A 21,171-nucleotide genomic window follows, 5' to 3' on the forward strand; every position below is an offset into this window, starting at 1 on the left:
ATGCGTAAAACCTGTATCTTGCATTTTAGCCTTAGCATGATGCTTTGAGTTCATGCAACAAAACGCATCGCATAACGATAAATCACTACGGACTAATTCCAATTCAGCAAAATCGATCTACCTCACTAATTAACTTCTCGCCAGTAGATGATTCTGTCATGACCTCGGTAACGCCCAAAAAATGCACTCGCACGGGGATCGGATAAGCTGGTTGGAGACACCCCATTCCAATTCCAATACCATTCTAACCAAGTCGGTACCTCTAAAGGTGCGGTCACTTGACCGCGATATAAGTTGCCACTAGAGGTGAGAGCTCGCCACAGCAAATCAAATTGCCCCGCTTGAAATACTGAAGATGCACCAGTGCGAGTAATACTCTGCCCCGTGGCTAAATCCGGGTCAAAATTGTAGCCAAGGCCTGCATTATCCACCTGCGATCCAAGGTTGTAGGTAGCAATAGTGCAGCTATCATCGCCATTTAATACCCAATTAGTCCCATTCCAATATTCGGCTCGGGTCGGCATCCTAAGGATTTCAGTTTCTGGACCATAGGTATTGTCCATCACCACCCTGCCGTGGCGCAGGATCTGTGTGGAGATTTTCTTGGCATTACAGTTAGTGCAAGCGCCCGAAGATGCCGCATCCATATCCGGTAAGGCCACATAGCTGTAAAGTCCATTTGGCCGAGGATCGTTATCCAGCAACTGCACGCCAATATCGAGCAGCTCGAAGGGACCGTCTTGATAAAGATTCGTCGTCACATTTAGGGTTACTCGGTTTAAATAAGCACGGTAAGCGCCATCGACCGTCGCCACTCCTTGAACCCAACTCGCCGCATTCACAGGCAAAGTACTTAAGCGACTCTGTAAGTCGACACCATTGTTATTATTCTCCCCCACCAATTTAGCGGTCGCGAGTGAGAATGGTGGGAAATAGTTTTGTGTCACCGCGCCGCCGATATTCAAGGCTTTGATGCTCATTGACATGGGAAAAGGTTGATCCATATAACTAAAACTGCCACAGGCAGGTAAGACAGAAACGTCTCCCACTAAAAATCTATCGGGCACAAAGCGACCAATATTGGCTGAATAGCCAATCGGAATATTCAAACTGCTGGCTGAGCCAAGATAATTAGGACTCGCCTGCGCCGTAATTTGAAATACGCCAACTTCGCTAATACTTTGATTACTGATGGTGTTGAGATTATTAGTTTGCGCGGTATGGCTATAGGAAGTGACGCCTAACACCCCATCATGGCCACCACTGGCGATACTAGGCGCAACAACTTTACTGACAAGCTTCATGGCTTGGTCGCTAAAGTTAGGTGTCGATAAGTTGCCCGAACAAAAATCCGTATCGCCATCTTTTTCCCATGCCATGGCTTGTAGTGTCATACCGAAATTCTGCCCCGCTTTACGGTAAGCACTACAGCTCATATCCGCACTTGGGCAGCTGGCACTGGCATCCACGGGTTTGACACATAATCCTGCCGGCACACTGACAAACTGATCGGAGCCTGTCATGACTAGACCTTGTTCATTACCACTACCAATATATTGCGCATCGAGCTGTAATTTACCCGCATCGGGATAATTCACCGAAATATTTGCTTGTCCGTTCGTATCAAATAACAGACTCAGCGCCGTTGGCGAGGCGCTCGAGCTACTAATTGCCGTATTGTTGATCGTGACGGCTTTCGGCGAGATGGGCGCACTTGGGGTCTGATAACTGCTCCAGAAATTCAGCGTCTTAGTCTGACTTTGGAAGCTTGGAACACACTGCTGAGTCACATCAGATTTTTTCACAGCCTTAACTACTACCTGCTCGGGGCGATTCGCACGCTTATCAGGCACATCGAAGACAAAACCACTGTCGGCAAAGGTGAGTGAACAGTTGTTTTCACTCAGGCCACCATTTCCGATACGGCAAAGGGTTTTACTTAAAGGTTTGGTTGTCGGGCTCGAACCTTTTACACCTAAAGTCACAATGCCAGCAGTATTGCGCCGTAATTGTAATTGCGTAGTACCCCCACTAAAGCTCACCTGATTACCACCAATCCATACGCCTTCGGAGGAGGATTCAGGTAGCAAGGTCGCCGTCAAAGGGTCAGTAAAAAGCTGGCTACAACTGGCGTTTGCACAGGCTCGAATTGTCACAGTTTCGGGATTACAGGTTAACCCCTGACCCGTATGGTCAAACTCAAAATGATCGATTTGCGCGCCAATAGGATTAGATTTCAACGCACAAATCTGAACGTTATCAATTTCATGGTTGTTATTCGAGCCACCGGTTGACCCTGTAAGCGAGAGTAAGAAATCACTCGGTGTTGCCGCTTGTCCCGTTTGCGCGATGGCATTAAAAGCGGGAATTAAGGTGACAAATCCCGAACCCGTATTACGTTCAATCTTCACCATCGACTGACCGGATACCTGCGAGTCGATAGTGATTTTATATCTATGTGCTGGTGACACATTGTTGCCATCGACCGTGGGAGATAAACAGTTACCACTGGTATTGGTCGTGCCATTATTACAAGTCCCACGCAAATAACGGTAACCGGATGTGCCTGAACCAGAACCGCGAACAGCAACTGACTGACGCCGTTGTCCCGAAAGATTTATGCTCCCGCCTTCACCGGAAAAGTTGCCAAACTCATCGATCCCGATACCTAGCCAGCCCCCCGCAAATCCGCTAATACCGGGCTTGAATCCATAACCTAAGGGACCACCAAAGGCACCAGGCTGGGGAGTGATCGCGGCATCAGATAACACTAACGCAATACCGTCGGCACCATTGCCACCATAGGCATAATGATCAAACTGGATCTCCACTAAGTTTGCCGCGGCAGGGAATAATCGTTGATAGGTCGATGCGGTGGATTGATTAGATGAAGCTTCAGTTAAGCGTAAACGGCCACTACGAATCGATGGCGTAAAAGTGCCGCTACTGCGGGAAACGACCCAGTCACTGCTTAATGCACTTTGGGAAAAAGTATCATTAAAGCATTGTAAGACAGGTGCACCGGCATCATAAATCACCTTACTATTGCTGCCTAGGGTGACGTTTTTAGCACTGAGTCTACCTACCAATACCGCACTATTGAGTAACGTCGCATTATCGGCGACATAGTAGCTACCTTGAATCTGAGCGTTACTTTGTACTTCTAGCCTATTGCCTACGTATACATCAACAGAGGTGGGCGCATTAAAAACTGATGAGAGAGCAATGGTAAAATTACCTTTAATATACAGTTTGGTATCGCCTGTACCCACTATATTTAACGTACCTGAATTCAGGTTAAGATCGCCATCAATAATATAAGTTTTACCAGCCTTTAAGGTCATGGTCGCTGCATTATAAAACGTCAGATCTTTTATAACATATGTTGAATAAGCATCAGATACGGTGACATTACCGCCTGTATTAATCGTTAATGTACCTATATCCCAACGACTACTATTAAATCGTTGACCATAACCCGCTGTCGTTCCAAGCTCTACAGAAGGCGTTGTCCAATTGGCTACAGTATTGGTTGCAGAGGTAGAGCTACTGACAAAAGTGGGTGCTGCCCTTGCCAAACTGGGAGTCCCCGAAATCTGACACCTCCCTATACCACAAGCATTCGCATTCATTTCATGGTAATTTTTTACCGTTTTAAAGCAAACATCTAAAACATTATAATTTTCAATGAGCGCACCGCTTTGCATATAGAGTTCGCCGGTACTACTAAAACTCTGTATTGGCCCAGGAAATACACTATTGCAATCAATTGCAGCATAAGTTGGCGATGAGGTAAGAATAAAAAATATAAGCAGTAAATTAGACGATAAGCCACGCATATAATGAGTTTGAAAACGTAGTGCCAAGTTTAATATCATCAAAAGTCTAACCACGGGCTTCTACCTCTACTTGACGGCTCACACGAGTATCACCACTCTCACACACCGCTTTACTATTGATCCGATATTGAGTGACAGCGCCAACTGCATAGGATGTGCAGCTTAAACTGACGCTACAGGCATGAAAGCCCACCACATCGGGGGGTGTCCAACTGCTTGAAACACTTGCACATGTCGCCGTCGCATTAGCGGGGGCGTTTAATGGGAATAATTGCGCTAATGCGGCATCGGCACCGCTGTTTGCTGCGGCTAATGCACGGGTCCCCCACACCTCTTGGGTTAATCCGCTATCTGCATCTTCAACAATATTGATTAAGGCGGCGGCCAATAAAAACATCACGGTAATGACAAAAATACCGATGACTAAGGCGCTACCATCTTGGCGCCGAGCCGAAGACTGACAATACTTTGAGCGCGATAGGCTAACTAAGTTAAGGGACATTAATCACCTGCACTTGATGTCGATATTGAAATGTCTCGCCGTTGACATTAAATCGTGGTTGTAGATGCACCATCGCATTATTGACTAGACTGGATGGTGTTAAGATCAGCGGTAAATCGGCGTTATTACTCAACACATTAGCCACATTCTGTGCCATTAGCACACCCGAACTCATATCCGCAGGTGTTGGCTGGTTAGCATTCAACCCATAGCCAGTATAACGCCTTAAGGTTAACTCATTGGTCGATGACGCTTTTTCAAAGCAATAACTCACAGGTGTTGAAGCAAAATAGATCCGTTGACGCGGAGAAGCTTCGGCAAATCTTGCATTGGCAGTAAAGGTTAAAGTCACTTGGTTTGCGGCGCTGCTAACGGTGTTAATCTGTGCGCGTTTTTGTCTCGCGCTGTTATACACATCGCTATCGGTTAAGGGATAAATCCATGCATATTGGTTCGCCGCAATCTTACTGTTCAGATTATCTAAAATCACAGTTCCTGTGAGGGTGGCAGCATTCGGCACAATTGGCATCGACAAATAAGTGGTACTCGCCTCAATAGGAACAAATTCAACGCACTGATAGGTTAAGCCATTACCATTGAGCCGCACACTGTTAGGCACGGCGCTGCGCAGCTCGCGGGTCATACGCTCCACAGCAAAACGGCTTTGGCTTAGCACTTGATCGACCGAACTCGACTCCACAAAAATCCGCGTGCCGAAAATAATAAAGCTACTCACCCCGACCACCAGAATGCCTAAGATCAGGATCACAGTGACCATTTCAACTAAGGTAAAACCCTTTGCACATAAATGCTTACGCTTCATTGATAAAGAGCGCATTAGTAATTGCTCCTGACCAAATTGTAAGTGATCACTTCGTTATCTGGTGTGGTGACATTAATGGTCACTAACTTGGTATTAGGCGCAGGCCCAAAGGCGACTGTGACACTTAATTGATAGTTGGGATAAGCCTCTGCATAAGTTTGGCTAGAATTGAGCATAGTGGCGTTTTGGGTTAGGCCGTTATAGTCATCCACATCGTTAAAATCGTTGCGCCCTTCTCCCGCTTCGGGCCCCAAGGTGGCCGAGCAACTACTGCCTAATGGACTCCCGCAAGCCGGCACTCCGCCATTGGCATTGGTATTTTGATCATAACGTTTGCCCCAAATCTCATTCATTACCGAATGAGCAAGTTCGACACTTTTTACTCGGTGTAAAGTCTTGGCAGCGCGATCAGCCTGCGGAAATAACATGCTACTGAGCATCACAATAGCGATGGCAATGACTAACATACCAACCACTAATTCGATTAAGGTAAATCCCTGTTGTGGTTTGGATTTTAAGAATGGCGTTATTATTCTGCTCTCCAGCAATCGAGGATTAATTCGCATAAATATAGCCCTCGCTGGAGATATTAATCGCCACAGTGTCATTGGCAATCACATTGATACACGGCCCATTACAAGCAAGCGACGCTCGACCATTGATATCAAAATCAAGATAAAAGCTCTTGGCATTGTTGCTGATAAGCACTAACTGCGCACCACCTTGAAAAGCTTGGCTGGGTAAAGGGTTAGGATATAAAGGCGTGCCCGTACAACCTGTGCTATCGCGACTGGCAAACTGACTCACTTGATAGCCTGTCGCTGAAACGACAACGCGGTAACATCTATCGGTATTATTTAAGGCTTTTTGCTGAACCTGGCGCAGCTCGGCCATAAACTCATTACGCAGGCTAAAGGCACTGTAGGATGACTGGCTAAATAAGCGCGGCAATACCGTCACCGATAGTATCCCAATCAGGATAATAGTGGTCACAAGTTCGACTAAGGTAAACCCAAACTGTCTGCCGCTGGAAAATCTACGCATTGTCCGCTTTGCCGTGGTTCTAGGTTCTAGGTTCTAGGTTCTAGGTTCTAGGTTCTAGGTTCTAGGTTCTAGGTTCAGTTTCTGCCAACATGATTATTAAGGCAAATAATATGCCTAAACAAAAGAAATAATTAGCTAATTCATTTTATTAAAGGCGACAAACTCATAGATTACTGGCCTAAAAAAAAGGCCTGCTAGGCAGGCCTTAGAGTAATATAAAATTAACAATCGGTATCTTTAACTACATATGTAGGAAGAGAGCCAACACTTTGAGCTGGAGTATATTCAAGATGGCATGCTTTTAATGGTGCAACTGCAGAATATGGAGAACCTACTTGATAAATAATCGTTGGTTTAGTTAAGTCAGCTCCCGCTGTAATAACCCAATCAGTCGTCGTATCAAGTTCAAGAGCCTCAGTTAACGATGCAGAATCATTTTGTAAATATCCGTAAGCGATTTTCACTTTGTCAGTAGCTGTAGCACCAATCTGCACTTCATCATCAGCGGCTTTCTCCAAACCTGCTAATGCAGCTTTTGAATAAACAAGCGTATTTGCACCTTGTAACGATCCCTTTAAACCTTGCAAAGTAGATGCACGAGCATCTGACTGCAGATTAATAAACTTAGGTGCCGCTGTGACAGCAAGAATACCTAAGATAATGATCACTACGACTAATTCGATTAAGGTAAAACCTTGTTGTCTTTTCATATAAAACTACCCTTTTTTGAGAACCAATTAACTAAAACTAATTAAAAGATAAACCAGTTAAAACATTAAATTAAGGCGTAAATGGTGTTTGAGTGAAACTTAGTACTTTGCCTGTACCTGGATTATAAACCACGCCTTTAGCGCCAGTGGTTGATAAATCTGGTGCAGGAGTTGGCACACCTGTATTTTGGTTTAACACCAGAGAGGCCACTTGGTGATAAACACATAAATCCAAACCACTCACGGCTGTACCCGCAATTGAATTAGTACTGCCACCCGCACCATCGATAACGCGTACGGTATAACGTTGATTTCGCGCATCTTGCGAATAGAGCACATTACGCGGCGCACTTTGCAATACCGTATTGAATACCTGTTGACAGCTTGCATCCGTCATCGCCGTCGCATCGGTGCCGGAGGTACCCGTTGGATAGCCAAAACGTGGGTCGAGTGAAACAGAAGTACCATCTAAGATCACACTGCTATTTTGGCGACCATCGACTTCCCATTGTGAACGCACAAAACTCACGGCTGTAGATAAACCACCCGCCACACCGTCCACACTGGCATCTTCAGCATCATCGGTGACGTTTAAAAAACGTGGGATTGCCGTTGCCGCTAACAGACCCAAAATGACGATCACTATGACCAGTTCAATCAATGAAAAACCATTTTGTTTAGTCTTCATTAGTCTCTCCCTATCTTGATGAAAGTCCATTCTAACAGCTAAATCAGTTTAAAAAAGCCCGTTACTTAACAATATTTTAGGGAGACGTCAAAAAAATGACCCTGCCAGAATTTAGTTGATAGCCAATACTATCCCCATTTTGTGAGCGATAACGGCAGCTATTATCCTTGCGAAAATAGCTACCAATGAGGGAGTTATCCGCCGCCTCCTGCCCCATGAGTTGCCACCATAAGGCTTGGCAACCTTGGTCACTAAGTTCGGTCGGTTGCGGCCATCCCTGCGCGCTCATAATCACCAGCGTTTGCTGCTCATTATGAGTGTTTTGCTCATTAAACACTTCCCAATCTAGTCGCATTTGTTGTGGTTTGCCAAGGGATAACCATTGGGAGCGCACCATAGCCAACACATTTAAGAAGCGCGTATGTTCGACCTCCACGCTTCGGGCGGCAAGTTGTGGCATAGTGGCAAAATATTTAACGCCAATCACCGCGAGAATAATCAAGACCAAGGTCAAGCTAACGAGCCGCCCATAAACCCGTAACAGATTGCTTTCAGCCTTCTGTTGGCTCTGCATCTATTTGATCCTAATGACGTTAAATTCTCGATTCGGCATTATTTCCCGCCTTTAACCACATTGAGCATATCCCACATAGGCAGGTAAATACCCAGCGCCAGTACCAACACAATAACGGCCACAATACCGATTAAAATCGGCTCTAACTTAGCGGTAAGATTTTTAAGGTCATAGTCAACCTCACCTTCGTAAAAATCGGCGGCATCATTTAACAGTTGGTCAATTTGGCCGGTTTCTTCACCGACGGCGACCATTTGCAGTACCAGTGGCGTAAACAATTTGCTTTGATTCGATACCCTCAGCATAGATTCACCTGACTCTATACCACGGCGCATCCCAACTATTTTGTCGTGCATATACGCATTATCTACCGCATCGGCGACCAAACTGAGCGCCTGCGTCATCGGCACGCCCGCACTTAACATCATCGAAAAACTGCGGCAATAACGGGAGAGGGTCGAGCGCTCAATAATCGAACCCACGGCGGGAATATGTAACTTCCACTGATCCCACTGTTTCTCGCCTTTTTCCGTATGGTGCCAATAACGGATCCCAATAATAGTTCCGAGTAGTAGCAGTAACATCAAAGGCCAGTAGTGAACAAATAAGTTAGATGTGCCAATCAACACCTTAGTCGCCCAAGGTAAGTCGGCACCGAAACGGGCAAACATTTCGGCAAATTTTGGGATCACCATGATATTTAAAATCACCATGGCCAACGCAATGGCAATCAATACAAATATCGGATAACGCATCGCGGCCTTAATCCGGCGGCGGGTTTCCTGCTCACGCTCGATATAGCCCGAGAGCTGAATAAAAGCATCCTCTAACTTACCAGTGTTTTCACCCACATGAACCATAGAAACAAACAGAGAATCAAACACATCTGGATGTTGATTCATCGCAGACGACAGCGGGCGCCCAGCAGTTAACTGCTCTGAAATATCATTCAGTGCATCCTTCATCCGTTGGGAGTGGGCAGTTTCGGATAATCCCGCAATGGCGCGCAGAATTGGGATCCCCGAGCGCGTTAGCGAATACATTTGCCGGGTAAAAATTTGCAGTTCATCTAAGCCGACTTTACTACCAAAGAGCTGTATCAGTGAAAATGACTTGGTCACCTTTGCCGCTTTGACTTCCAAGGGAATAATGCCGCGCGCTAACAGCATATCAGCAGCAGCACTTTCTGAGGCAGCATCGAGCTGACCCGTTACGGCCTGACCTTGTCCACTGCGTCCACGGTATTGATAAACCGGCATAATTACGCCTCAACGCCTTGCTGACTGATAAGATCCCGCGAGAGTGGCACCTGCGACTCACTCACATCCTCAACTAGCTTAGCCACCTCTTCAATGGTCGTCATGCCCTCGCTCAAATATTGCAGTGCTGACTCGGCGAGCGGAGTAAAATTTGGGCTTTGCAGGGCTGCACGGGCAAAATCCTGTGGATTACCGGTACGCATCGCATCGATCATCTTTTCATCCAACTCGAGGATCTCAAAAATACCGATACGGCCGCGATAACCACTGCCATTGCAGCTTTGGCAGCCCGTGCCAATGCGGAACTTGGCCGATGAAAAGTCCTGACGACTCACACTATTCAGCCAGGCTTTTTCCTGCGCCGTAGGCTGATATTCCACCCCGCAGTTATGGCAAACGCGGCGCACTAAACGCTGGGCAATAATCACCCTTAACGCACTCGCCACTAAGTAACTGGCGGCGCCCATATCGAGTAAACGCAGCGCGCTGGTTACCGCATCGTTAGTGTGCAATGTGGATAACACAAAGTGACCCGTAAGTGCGCCCCTTAGACCAATCTCCACCGTTTCTTGGTCACGCATCTCACCGACCATGATAATGTCCGGGTCTTGACGCAAAGTAGTGCGCAGCACGTTCGAAAAATCGAGTCCAATCTTATGGTTAACTTGAACCTGGTTGATCCTCGGCAATTGGTATTCGACCGGATCTTCTACCGTGATAATTTTACGATCCGCAGTATTGAGCTCACTTAAGATGCCATACAAGGTGGTGGTTTTACCGCTACCCGTAGGCCCTGTCACCAGCAACATGCCGTGGGGACGTTTAATCTGTTTACGAATACGCGCCAAAATATGTGGCGGCATCCCCGTCTCATTTAAGGTCAACAAGCCTGCGGATTGGTCGAGTAGACGCATCACCACAGATTCGCCGTGGTAAATCGGCATGGTCGACATCCGCACGTCAATCTTGTGGCCCTTAATTTCCATATGGAAACGCCCATCCTGCGGCAGACGTTTTTCAGAAATATCCAGCCCAGCCATAAGCTTAAGCCGCAGTACTAAGGCCGCTGCGATATTGACTTCATTTAGAATGGTTTCGTGTAACTGGCCATCGATACGTTGGCGGATCCGCAGGGCTTTTTCGCCGGGCTCAATATGAATATCCGAAGCGCGCATTTGCACCGCATCTTCAAAAATCGACTGCAGCAGCTTAACCACTGTGGTTTCATTATCGCTATCGCCCGAGGTTAAGCTGGCCAGATCAAACATTTGATCGGCGGCATATTCCTCTTCAAGCTTACCAGCGATTTGCGCGATTTGGTCGGTGCGGCGATACAGGTTATCGAAGGCTTGCAGTAATTGCTGCTCGGGTGCGACTGCGACACTGAGTTTTTTCGGCGCAATTAAGCTTTCTAAATGGTCGAGCGCCTGCAAATCCGCCGGATCGCTCATGGCCACTAATACAGTATCACCCCGATCTTCAACCGCAAGGGCACGAAAACGCCTTGCTTGCACCTCGGGGATAAGGCTCACCACCTCGGCGGGGATGGGGCGTTTGCTGATATCCAGCAGCGGTAGATTTAACTGCTGCGACAAAAATTGCAGCAGTTGAGTTTCGGTAATAGAGCGCAGCTCAATGAGGGTTCGGCCAAGTTTATGGCCCGTCTTACGCTGCTCGCCCAAGGCTTGCTGCAACTGCTCTTCGGTAATAATGGATTCTTGAACTAACAGATCGCCCAAACGCATCTTTAATCTGGGTTTCATTGGCTATCTCCTAGTTGTTGTAAACGTTGTTCAATAAAAGCCGTGGCCTGAGTTGATAAACCGGAATAGCTTAATGCTGTACGATAGGCTTGACTGGCTTGGGTAAATTGCTTTTGAGAGTCAAGAGCATAGGCTAATCCCATCCACCATTTCCCCTGCTGCGGCTCCTGCTGCAATAACTTGCGGTAAGCCTGTTCAACTAACGGATATTGCCCCTGTTTTTGGGCTAAATCCGTCTGCGCTAACCACTTTTGCCGAGCTAAAGGATGACTATCGGGGATTTGCGCAAGGCTGGCAAGTGCTGCGTCAGTATCACCCATCGCATGTTGCACCCTTGCCAATAGCAAAGCAAATTCAAACTCTTGCGGATAAAGTAATCGTCCCTGCGCTAACACTTCGGCCGCTTGGGGCTGCTCACCTTGACCATAGTGCAACGCTGCCAGTTGTTTGCGCGACTCGTGTAAGCTCGGGTCAAGCTTGAGCGCTTTAGCGTAGTAATCCATCGCCTTAACCAACTGACCTTGCTTTTCGGCATCGCTCGCCAATACCAGTTGTTTTTGTGCTAACTGGCTTGGAGAAAGCTTTACTTCCGTCACCGCCATTTGCCCTGTTGGCTGAGCCGCAGCTTGGCTCGAAGCTTGAGTCGAAGCAGACTCGACTGGCTCACTCGTCTTGGCCTCTGTTTGGGTTATTTTTACTTCACTCTGATTTACGTTAACTTCCGCTTGATTTGCTTTAACCGCAACCTGTTGTGGCTCAGTTTGTGCCTGCACCGACTCTTGGGTTAATGCCACTTTGTTAGCCGTATCGGTTGAGGTGTTTACCGCAACTGATTCGGTTGTCGGTTCACTCGTTGGCTCAACGGGCGCCGCGTTTACACGGGAAGATTGAGCCACACTTGGGGCAGATTCTACTGACGCAGACATATTCTTTGCTGGAGTATCTGTCTGTGGGTTTGTGTTATCCGACTGAGTTTGGGCACTCATCACAGTGTTAACACTGTTATCAGTGGCATTCCTTGAGTCGTACATTGCCTGAAAGGCATAAACCGACACACCACCTACAAACAGTGACACTAAGCTGATGACTAACCATTTACGAGATGGATTGGGGCGCCCCAGAAACTGGGCCTGATGCACAGCCACATTGCTGAGAGAATGCCCCTGCTGGCGTTTATCGAGATCCTGCAGCATCTTGTTGATCACACTCATGCGGAGCCTCCCCACAACTGTAGCAGGTTAACGCCAGATGCCAGCAATGCCCCAATCGCCGCTGCACATACTATCAGCGCGATCGCCATATAGGTCGGCCAGTTTTGCGAACCGCGACTGGCATCTTCGGTATCCTGTATCGCGCCCTTAATGTGGGCGATGCGCACCTGAGTTGCCCCTTCGCCAAAACTGAGCATCAGGGCTTTATGGGCTAAAATATTGATCAATCTCGGAATGCCTCGTGATGCCTCGGCGATTTTACGCGTCAGTTTAGGGCTAAATAATGCTTGCCCCGCATAGCCTGCCACCGCTAAGCGGTAACGAATGTAGGCATCGGTTTCATCCCAAGTTAACGGCCGCAGACTGTAGCTAAAGGTGATGCGCTGCCGCAGTTGTCTAAAGGCTTGGCGCTTTAATCGCTCATCCAACTCGGGCTGACCAAAGAGCACCACTTGCAACAGCTTACGGCTTTCGGTTTCAAGATTGGTAAACAGCCGCAACGCTTCGAGGCTCTCATCGGGCAAGGCCTGCGCTTCGTCCAGCACTAATACGATGGCGTGACCATGGGCGCTCAGGGCGAGTAATTGTTGCTGAATAAGTCCAGTGAGTTGCTGCTGATCGATTTCGCTGGTGTATTTTAATCCAAGTTCATTGGCCACCGCCCAGCGCAGCTCGGCGGGGGTGAGATAAGGATTGGGTAGATACGCACAATGAAAGCCCTGCGGCAGCTCATTAATCAACTTACGGCAGATTAAGGTTTTGCCCGTGCCCACTTCGCCTGTGACTTTGATAAAACCCTCCCCGGTTTGTAGGGCGGTCTGCAATACTTGCAGCGCCTCTACGTGCGGGGATAACCCGAAAAAAAATCCGGTATTAGGGGTTAACGAAAATGGCGTTTGGCTGAGTCCAAAGTGCTTCAAATACATGAAAGCTTACTTATTTTCTGGATACCAACGGTCGAGTAAGGTCTTAGAACGCTCTAACTCGTTTTTCCACGTATCCCCGCCCACCACGGTCGGCTTTAACATAATAATCAGCTCGGTTTTCTTCTTCTGCTTACTGCGGTTTTTAAACAGTTCACCCACCCAAGGAATATCCCCAAGCAAAGGTACTTGCGATACCACTTCTGAGTTTTCACTCTTCATCAAACCACCAATGACGACAACATCGCCAGAGGCCGCGCGGATCACAGTATCTGATTCGCGAATTTCACTTTGCGCCAAGGGTAACTTTAAAGGTTGGTCATTGATTACAATGCCTTTTTCCTGCTCTTTGACATCGATCACCGATGGATGAACATGCAGTAATACGTTGCCGTCTTTATCGATTTGCGGAGTTACATCCAGCGCAATCCCCGAGAAAAAGGGAGTTAATTGAACTTGAGGTGTCGTAATAGGCGTAGTGCCAGCCACAGTAGTTGATGAAACATCGGTAACAAAATACTCATCGGTACCGACTTTAATTACCGCTTTTTGGTTATTCGATGCCGTCACCCTTGGGCTGGATAATACATCCACATCACCTTGGGTATCGAGCAGGTTAATCATTCCCGCAAAATCCGCCCCCTTGAAACTAATAGTCGTTACGCCACCCAGTGTTGAGCTAATTTGATCACTCAAACCTGGACCTGCAGACGTACCTACTTCTACCTGAGTATTTCCCCCTGCTAACGCTGAGCCAAGCGCTTGCCATTGAATCCCCTGCTGATAACCATCAGACAGAGTCACCTCGAGGATCTTTGCCTCAAGGATCACTTGGCGTTGTAAATGTGTCTCTGCCGAACTTAAAAAAGCACGCACTTGACGTAATTCATTCGGATAGGCACGAATCGTCACTAATCCCGCCTGTGGAGTGACGACCACTTGGCGACCGCCGCCCGTGTCACCCACAATGGCGGTTAAGGTTTCTTTTAACTCGCCCCAAAAATCGGTCTTAGTGTGCGAACGGATAAAGGTGCCATTGCTGCTATCGCTGCTGTTATTGTTGGCATTATTACCGTTGCTCGAATTGTTATTGCCACTAACGTTACCGTTATTCGAGTTATTATTGCCGTTATTGTTATTCGAGTTGCTGTTATCGGAAATTCGACCCGAACTCACCGAGGTTAACGACAGGCCATCGCGTACCATGTATAAGTAATTGACCGGAAAAGTCTCAGTACGCATCCCCGCTGGGAATACTCGCAAAATACGTCCTTCACGGCTGACTTCATAGCCATAAATATCTTCAACCACTTGAATGGCTTCGCTCAATGTCACACCTTTTAGCGACAATGAAATCGTGCCCTGCACATCGGGATGCACCGCCACACTAAAGGGGGTGCCCTGAACGAGGCTCGGAAAAAACACCCTTGCATCGACATCATGGGCAGAAACATCGATACGACGTTCGGTTTCCATGGGCGCTGCTAAACTGCCCATTAAGGTATTAGTATTTAGTTCACGCTGCACCGCGTCTGGCATAACGGCTGGCGGAGGTGGCGTTGACAGCTTCGCGGCCTGCATCGACGCAGAAAGAGCCTCTTTTGATGCCATAGGCTGCGGTCTATCTGTGGTTTGGCAAGCCATAAGGCAAAGTGAGAGTAGAGGTGTGAAGTATTTAATGGCGGTCATCTGATTCTTATTCCCTATCTCTCTGTTATTGCTTGAAATAATGCTAATTTCCGTCCATCAGAAAGTGATACTGACGAGGGGGTAATACGCACGACTTTGACCCCTTGGATGCTATCACCTATGGACACAATTTTATTATTAATCACGGCGTAAGCCGTGTTGCCTGAGCTGACAATACTGTTGAGCACTAAGGCTTGATGCTGATTTTGACTCGCAGCGCCTACAGCCGAATAGCCTTTACCGGGCAAAGTAGGGTCCCGTAAGTTTTCAGCCGACACTTGTGCCGAAATCACCAGTAATGCGATGAAAATATAAGGCTTATTGAGCAACACTGATAAAGTCCTTATTAATACTCAAAGTATAAAGCTCGATATCGATTTTCCCTTTGGGGTAATCAGCCACTTTATAGTCGAGGCGTTTCCAGTAAAGTTTGTCGGGCATGGCTTCTACTGCTTCAACAAAACGCAATACCGAGAAATAATCACCTTCTAAGCTCATGCGGATCCCATGGCTATACAAATTCAACTTTTTCTCTTCACCCACCGCAAGCAGTGGTACGGGCGCGATAGAGGTAAACTTCTGTAAGGTAATTCCCTGAACCTGCCCAAGCAGATTACCCAATAGTTCAGGCATATAATCGGCGGGCACCATATCGACCATCTGCTCGTTAAGCTGAGTATCAAGCTGTTGGTTTTGTTGCTGTAGCAAGGTTAAACGCTGGCGATAGTCCTGATTGGGATCTAGCGCTAATCGCTGCTGGTATAAATCAATCTGTTGCACCGAAACCTGATTTTCTTGCTCTATGACCTTTAACTGCTGCGCCGTCGAATACTGTTGTTTCCAAAGCGACTCAATAGGCATATAAGCCAACATAGCGATCAGTGCTAACAGGGCAATGGCGATTAGCCCACGCTCGCGTTGGCTGAGAGCATCAAACTTTTGCGCTAATTGTTCAAATTGGGCTTTCATCGCGCCTGCTCCTCTGGAGTCTCACTCGTCAGCGTGAAAGCCAGCGGTTTATCCTCACCGCGATCCATGGTCATAGACGAAAAAGCCTGCCCTTTTAAGGTCTGGGTCGCTTTTAGCTTACTCACCCAAAGCGGGATACTCTGTGGATGATCAGCAAATCCTTCAAACATAAAGTGCTGCTCGTTAATCACAATATGGTTAAGCCAAACACTCGCATCGGCCACCATAGCCAAATCCTTCAATACAGGTGCAAAACCTCGGCTGGTGAGGGAGGAACGCAGTGCCAGCTCATTCATTAATAATTGCTTTAGCTCGAGCTGCTGTGACTCTAACTCGACGCGCGCGACTAACTCAGGATCGGGTTTACGGGCGGCGATTTGTGCTTCAAACTCCGCCTTTTGCTGGTCAAATTGCTGTTTTTGCGCTGACGCTTGGCTTAGCGCCTGCACAGACTCATTTAATGTCCAATAGCTAAAACCGGCAACTGCACCGCAGACAACTAACAAGCCTACGGTATAACTGATTAATTTAGCGAAGGTTAAGCTCTGCTTTGGCGGCAATAGGGCGGCAGAATATAGGTTGACTCTCGATTTTATCACTCGTCACCTCGTGAAAGCTCACTAAAGGCCAATCCCGCCATTTTCGCGCCAACGGAGGTCTTATTAACCACATTAACGGCTTGATTAAAGTTGGCCGACACCAACTTCGCTAAGGCATCGACCGCACCGTCGGCAAATAACTCAATGGAGTTAACAGGAGGCTGGCGCAGTTGACTCTCAAAATAATCCATAGATCTTTGAATTTCTAGGCTTAAGTTATCTGCCAATCCATAGTTTAGTTCATCCACTTCAGCCTTATCTAATTGGCTAAAACCGCGTACACGGCGCTGCATATATAACAGCCCCTGTTTTACCACCGTCAGTAACAACTCCTGCCCAGAATGATGGCTAACGACCAATCTTGCCTGATTATCATCGATAAACAGGTTGGTCATCGCGAGTTCTTCGATGCTAATCCCTAAAACAGTCAAACCTTGCTCACTGATGGCTTGAACCATATTGATCAACTTATCTTTATCAACCACGACAACATTGAGTTTATTGCTTGGCAAAGGGGACTCAAAATAATCCAAGTGAATTTGCGGCACAGGAATATTGACCATATCTTTGATAGACCAAATCAAAGCTTGAGATAATTCTTCACTATCGACATTCGGTTTATCGGCGACGAGCAATTGATAGCGACCACTACTAAGAGTGATCTGTAAAGCGGCATGGGGGAAAGTGCTGGCAAGTTCAGCAAAGACACTTTGCCATTGATCTTGTTGTAATTCAAAAGAAACCCACTGCTCATGCAGACGTTCGGTGGCAGGTGCATAGACCCACAGCTTATCAGCACAGACATACACCCCCAGTGCAACACCCGTCTGTTTGGCTCGCCAAAAGGCCAACCGAGCAAAAAGTCCTTTATCCATAAAAATGCCTGTCTTCCGATAAAGTTAAGCTTGAGTGATAAGCCAGCGAATTGCGCTATTTCTACACCACCAGACGGAGATAAGCTCACAGCATTTAGAATGCGAAATTCGTCATATCCAGCGTCATAATTTTGGCACAGGCTAGTTTATCCGCTAATCTGTGAATTTTATAGAGAAATTCAACAACCCAGCCCTATTCTTCCACGAGGATCACATCACTCGGGGAAAACAATACGACTTATAACACCTCTGCTGGATCGCTAAAATACATGCCCTGGGCCATCCCCACCCCGAGAATTTGCAAAGTTTGCCATTCTTCAAACACTTCAACCCCCTCCGCACACACTTGCACTTCAGTACGGTACAAACCACCGATTAAACTACGAATAAACAATTGATTTTCAGGGCGTAAATGAATATGACGTACGATAGAACGGTGCAGTTTAATCATGTCGAAATGGCACTCTCGGATATAGTAAGTGCCAACAACCTGTTGTCCAACATGGTCGACACACAGACGAGCTCCCATCTTACGGATCATATCGAGTTTAGGCTGAAGCTTGTCTTGATGCTGGATCACTATATCCTCTGACACCTCAAAAATCAGTTGAGGTGTCAGATGGCGATGCTCAAGTAAGGTCGTTTTAAGCCACTGGGTAAAGGCCCGGCTCATCAAACTATCTAAGCTAAGATTCACACTATAGATTTGATCTTTATGCTGCTCTTGGCCGAGCAACCCCAATACACGCTCAATCATCTGCCGTTCAATTTGTGGCATCAAACCACATTTGTTTGCCATGGGGATAAACAACGTCGCCCGCACTAATGTCCCTTGATTATCCCGCGCCCGGGTAAAGATCTCTTTATGGTGCTCTCTCCCATCTAAATCCATAATGGGCTGACTAAAGGGATAAAAACGCCGCTGAACTAAGGCATTCTCTAAGAAGCTGCGCCAACGCACCGAGCCTTTGGCAAACTCCTCATCAATCGCGCCCTTATCGTACATAAACCAATTACTATTACCTTGTAATTGAGCAGCACGTAACGCCATATCGGCCTCATCAAGCAGCTGATTAACATTATCCCCAGCGGTAAAATAAGCACAGCCCAAGTGGTAAAAGTTATCTCTATTGTCCACATCATCGGGCAAGGTTTGACTCAAGCAGACTTTAAGTAACTTACTGGCGAGCTGATCTGCCTCAATCAAAGAGACGTGGGGCACAACTATCGCAAATTGATTATGGTTACGCCGCGCAAAAATACTGTTCGGCAAGGTTTGCAAGATAGAGTTAATACTATTGACGGTCGCATGGAGTAACTCTTTAACAGCAGCTTCACCCTTTGCCTGCTGTATCAAATCGAGATCATCCATTTCTAACAGATAAATCACCCCATGAGCGACCATACCTTGGTCATGGCTCATGGCATCGAGGCGGTTATTTAAAAACAGCCGATTACCAATACGGGTTTGCGCATCTAAAAAGGTATTGGAGCGAATAAACTTATCGAAACGACCTCGTTCCTTATGGGCATCCTGCAATTCCTCAAGCAGTTTGGTTAAGGCTCTATTGATTAGTCTTGGCTTACCATTACCAGGGGTTGCCAGCGCTTGTTCGTGTTTACCTTGTAAAATTAATCGACTGCGCTGAGCAAGCTCTTCAATACCATCCAACTGTTGCGAAAACCATATATGCCCAAAACGTACCAAAGCAATCACAGCTAGTAAGCCAATGCCCAAGATAAGCAACTCATACCAACTCACACTGTAATGTTCGAAAGGTTGTGGCAAGCTCAGTGCCATAGTGAGACCCGACTGAGGATCGAGCAAATGGGTATACACCATGGCATTTTGCGTCTGCACATTGCCGTGATAGGCGAAAAGCACTTCGCTCTTTATGGTTAAACGAAATTCAACGGCGTTATACGCCAGCAACATGGGAGGCAGCCAAGACTCCAACTCCCAATCGGGCTGGGAGTGATAATGCTCTATTAGAAGGGATTCAAGTTCAGACACTTTCTGCTGCTGAAACTTATAGGTTAATTGTACAAAACTCATCATTGCGCTGAGTAAAAAGACGAAGGCAATAGCGGCTAAAGACATTAACCAGAAGCTGGTTAGTTTTGTTGTTAACATTCGAGTGAATTTCATCGAGCCGCTATCCTGCAGGATTATTATAATTATTGGTGCACTCTTAACATGAGTTAAACAAATGCTACTCAAGATTATTCAGTAGCATAAGCTAAAAGGCAACCTAGGATTTATTTTCAAAGACATTGAAAATCGCGCCAATAGCAGAGATTTCAGCCAACGTTAAAACAAAAAAGAGGCTAATTAGCCTCTTCTTCTATTAATTCTCTTGTCGCTTAATCCGCATATTGGGGCAAAGTCGTTATTGCAGCAACACCCGAATCAATGGCCGCTTGCGCCACGGCGCGGGCCACGCGCGGCAATAAACGTGGATCCATCGGTTTTGGTAACACATATTCAGGACCAAAACTTAATGAACTTACCTTTGGATAAGCCTTAAGTACACTTGCTGGGACTTCTTCTTTCGCTAATCCGGCAATGGCATGCACAGCCGCAATCTTCATCTCATCGTTAATGCACGATGCACGCACATCTAATGCGCCGCGGAAAATAAACGGAAAACACAGTACGTTGTTCACTTGGTTTGGATAATCGCTGCGACCAGTGCCCATAATTAAATCGCTGCGCGTCGCGTGGGCAAGTTCAGGTTTTATTTCAGGGTCTGGGTTTGAGCAGGCAAAAATCACTGGCTTATCCGCCATCATGGCCACTTCTTCAGCACCAATCACATTTGGGCCGGATAGCCCTAAGAAAACGTCAGCGCCTTTAATCACATCTTGCAAGGTACGCTTGTCAGTCTCATTCGCAAACAAGGCTTTGTATTCATTCAGATCAGTACGACCCGCATGGATCACGCCTTTGGTGTCAAGCATGTAAATGTTGGCGCGGTTAGCACCACACTTCACTAACATGGTCATACAGGCAATGGCAGCCGCACCAGCACCCATACACACAAAAGTGGCATCGCTAATCAGTTTACCTTGAATCTCTAAAGCGTTAATCATGCCAGCTGCGGTAACAATGGCTGTGCCATGCTGGTCATCGTGAAACACTGGCACATTACAACGCTCAATCAATTCACGCTCGATAACAAAGCACTCCGGCGCTTTAATATCTTCAAGGTTAATCCCACCAAAGGTGCCAGCAATGGCCGCAACTGTATTAATAAACTCTTCAGCAGTGTTATGCGTTACTTCAATATCGGTCGAGTCGATATTAGCAAAGTGTTTGAATAATAGTGCCTTACCTTCCATAACTGGCTTTGAAGCTAATGGACCTAAGTTGCCCAGGCCCAGAATCGCCGTACCGTTAGAAATAACGGCAACAGTGTTACCTTTGTTGGTATAACGATAGGCATTTTCAGGATTAGCGGCAATTTCACGTACTGGTTCAGCCACACCAGGGCTATAGGCTAGCGCGAGGTCATGGCTCGTTTCAGCAGGTTTAGTGAGGCATACTGCAGTTTTACCGGGAACGGGGAATTCATGATAATCGAGTGCTTGTTGACGAATATCTGACATTTTAACATCCTGAAATGCGACATTTATAAGTATGGAAGTAAGGCCGACCGACTCAAGATCACCTCATTTATGGGTGATTTAAACAGTGTGGCAG

The 21,171-nt window shown here is 46.9% G+C and carries 19 protein-coding genes; all 19 read right to left on the minus strand.

The window, feature by feature from the left end:
- Positions 1 to 125: 125 nt before the first annotated feature.
- Entirely contained in the window at positions 126 to 3,893 is a 3,768-nt protein-coding gene (locus SHEWPOL2_RS10755) for a DUF6701 domain-containing protein (protein WP_037428169.1), read from the minus strand.
- A complete protein-coding gene (locus SHEWPOL2_RS10760) occupies positions 3,886 to 4,341 on the minus strand; it encodes a hypothetical protein (protein WP_037422437.1) in 456 nt (151 codons plus the stop codon). Before SHEWPOL2_RS10760 ends, SHEWPOL2_RS10755 begins: the two co-directional genes overlap by 8 nt.
- The gene (locus SHEWPOL2_RS10765; RefSeq protein WP_037428171.1) at positions 4,331 to 5,179 is read right to left on the minus strand and encodes a type II secretion system protein; all 849 of its coding nucleotides are present in this window, start codon (positions 5,177 to 5,179) and stop codon (positions 4,331 to 4,333) included. Before SHEWPOL2_RS10765 ends, SHEWPOL2_RS10760 begins: the two co-directional genes overlap by 11 nt.
- The gene (locus SHEWPOL2_RS10770) at positions 5,179 to 5,730 is read right to left on the minus strand and encodes a type II secretion system protein (RefSeq protein ID WP_037428173.1); all 552 of its coding nucleotides are present in this window, start codon (positions 5,728 to 5,730) and stop codon (positions 5,179 to 5,181) included. Before SHEWPOL2_RS10770 ends, SHEWPOL2_RS10765 begins: the two co-directional genes overlap by 1 nt.
- Positions 5,720 to 6,208: a type II secretion system protein gene (locus tag SHEWPOL2_RS10775; protein WP_037428175.1), complete on the minus strand. Its 489-nt coding sequence runs from the start codon at positions 6,206 to 6,208 to the stop codon at positions 5,720 to 5,722. Before SHEWPOL2_RS10775 ends, SHEWPOL2_RS10770 begins: the two co-directional genes overlap by 11 nt.
- A gap of 221 nt (positions 6,209 to 6,429) precedes the next feature.
- Complete coding sequence (locus SHEWPOL2_RS10780; RefSeq protein WP_037428177.1) at positions 6,430 to 6,918, minus strand: type II secretion system protein; 489 nt, start codon at positions 6,916 to 6,918, stop codon at positions 6,430 to 6,432.
- Between the two features lie 70 nt (positions 6,919 to 6,988).
- Positions 6,989 to 7,606, minus strand: coding sequence for a prepilin-type N-terminal cleavage/methylation domain-containing protein (locus tag SHEWPOL2_RS10785; RefSeq protein WP_023266932.1), 618 nt, complete (start codon positions 7,604 to 7,606; stop codon positions 6,989 to 6,991).
- Positions 7,607 to 7,682: 76 nt separating this feature from the next.
- Positions 7,683 to 8,180 (minus strand): hypothetical protein, encoded by a 498-nt coding sequence (locus tag SHEWPOL2_RS10790; protein ID WP_037428179.1) that lies wholly within the window; start codon positions 8,178 to 8,180, stop codon positions 7,683 to 7,685.
- Positions 8,181 to 8,218: 38 nt separating this feature from the next.
- Positions 8,219 to 9,439: a type II secretion system F family protein gene (locus SHEWPOL2_RS10795; protein ID WP_037428181.1), complete on the minus strand. Its 1,221-nt coding sequence runs from the start codon at positions 9,437 to 9,439 to the stop codon at positions 8,219 to 8,221.
- Between the two features lie 2 nt (positions 9,440 to 9,441).
- Positions 9,442 to 11,202, minus strand: coding sequence for a GspE/PulE family protein (locus SHEWPOL2_RS10800; protein WP_037428183.1), 1,761 nt, complete (start codon positions 11,200 to 11,202; stop codon positions 9,442 to 9,444).
- Positions 11,199 to 12,413, minus strand: coding sequence for a tetratricopeptide repeat protein (locus SHEWPOL2_RS10805; protein ID WP_037428185.1), 1,215 nt, complete (start codon positions 12,411 to 12,413; stop codon positions 11,199 to 11,201). The genes SHEWPOL2_RS10800 and SHEWPOL2_RS10805 overlap by 4 nt, the downstream gene beginning before the upstream one ends.
- The gene (locus SHEWPOL2_RS10810; protein WP_037428187.1) at positions 12,410 to 13,339 is read right to left on the minus strand and encodes an AAA family ATPase; all 930 of its coding nucleotides are present in this window, start codon (positions 13,337 to 13,339) and stop codon (positions 12,410 to 12,412) included. Before SHEWPOL2_RS10810 ends, SHEWPOL2_RS10805 begins: the two co-directional genes overlap by 4 nt.
- Positions 13,340 to 13,345: 6 nt before the next feature.
- The gene (mshL, locus tag SHEWPOL2_RS10815; RefSeq protein ID WP_037428189.1) at positions 13,346 to 15,025 is read right to left on the minus strand and encodes a pilus (MSHA type) biogenesis protein MshL; all 1,680 of its coding nucleotides are present in this window, start codon (positions 15,023 to 15,025) and stop codon (positions 13,346 to 13,348) included.
- Positions 15,026 to 15,039: 14 nt separating this feature from the next.
- Positions 15,040 to 15,357 carry an MSHA biogenesis protein MshK gene (locus SHEWPOL2_RS10820; protein WP_037428190.1) on the minus strand — a complete coding sequence of 106 codons (318 nt, stop codon included), beginning with the start codon at positions 15,355 to 15,357 and terminating at the stop codon, positions 15,040 to 15,042.
- Positions 15,344 to 15,994 (minus strand): hypothetical protein, encoded by a 651-nt coding sequence (locus SHEWPOL2_RS10825; RefSeq protein WP_037428192.1) that lies wholly within the window; start codon positions 15,992 to 15,994, stop codon positions 15,344 to 15,346. The genes SHEWPOL2_RS10820 and SHEWPOL2_RS10825 overlap by 14 nt, the downstream gene beginning before the upstream one ends.
- Positions 15,991 to 16,593: a PilN domain-containing protein gene (locus SHEWPOL2_RS10830; RefSeq protein WP_037422409.1), complete on the minus strand. Its 603-nt coding sequence runs from the start codon at positions 16,591 to 16,593 to the stop codon at positions 15,991 to 15,993. The genes SHEWPOL2_RS10825 and SHEWPOL2_RS10830 overlap by 4 nt, the downstream gene beginning before the upstream one ends.
- Positions 16,590 to 17,468: a hypothetical protein gene (locus SHEWPOL2_RS10835; protein ID WP_037428193.1), complete on the minus strand. Its 879-nt coding sequence runs from the start codon at positions 17,466 to 17,468 to the stop codon at positions 16,590 to 16,592. Before SHEWPOL2_RS10835 ends, SHEWPOL2_RS10830 begins: the two co-directional genes overlap by 4 nt.
- Positions 17,469 to 17,706: 238 nt before the next feature.
- A complete protein-coding gene (gene csrD / locus SHEWPOL2_RS10840) occupies positions 17,707 to 19,617 on the minus strand; it encodes an RNase E specificity factor CsrD (RefSeq protein ID WP_037428194.1) in 1,911 nt (636 codons plus the stop codon).
- Between the two features lie 215 nt (positions 19,618 to 19,832).
- On the minus strand, positions 19,833 to 21,077 hold the full coding sequence (locus tag SHEWPOL2_RS10845; protein WP_037422400.1) for a malic enzyme-like NAD(P)-binding protein: 1,245 nt from the start codon (positions 21,075 to 21,077) through the stop codon (positions 19,833 to 19,835).
- Between the last annotated feature and the right edge of the window lie 94 nt (positions 21,078 to 21,171).

The organism is Shewanella sp. POL2, assembly GCF_000282755.1.
In the GTDB taxonomy this organism is placed as follows: Bacteria; Pseudomonadota; Gammaproteobacteria; order Enterobacterales; family Shewanellaceae; genus Shewanella; species Shewanella xiamenensis.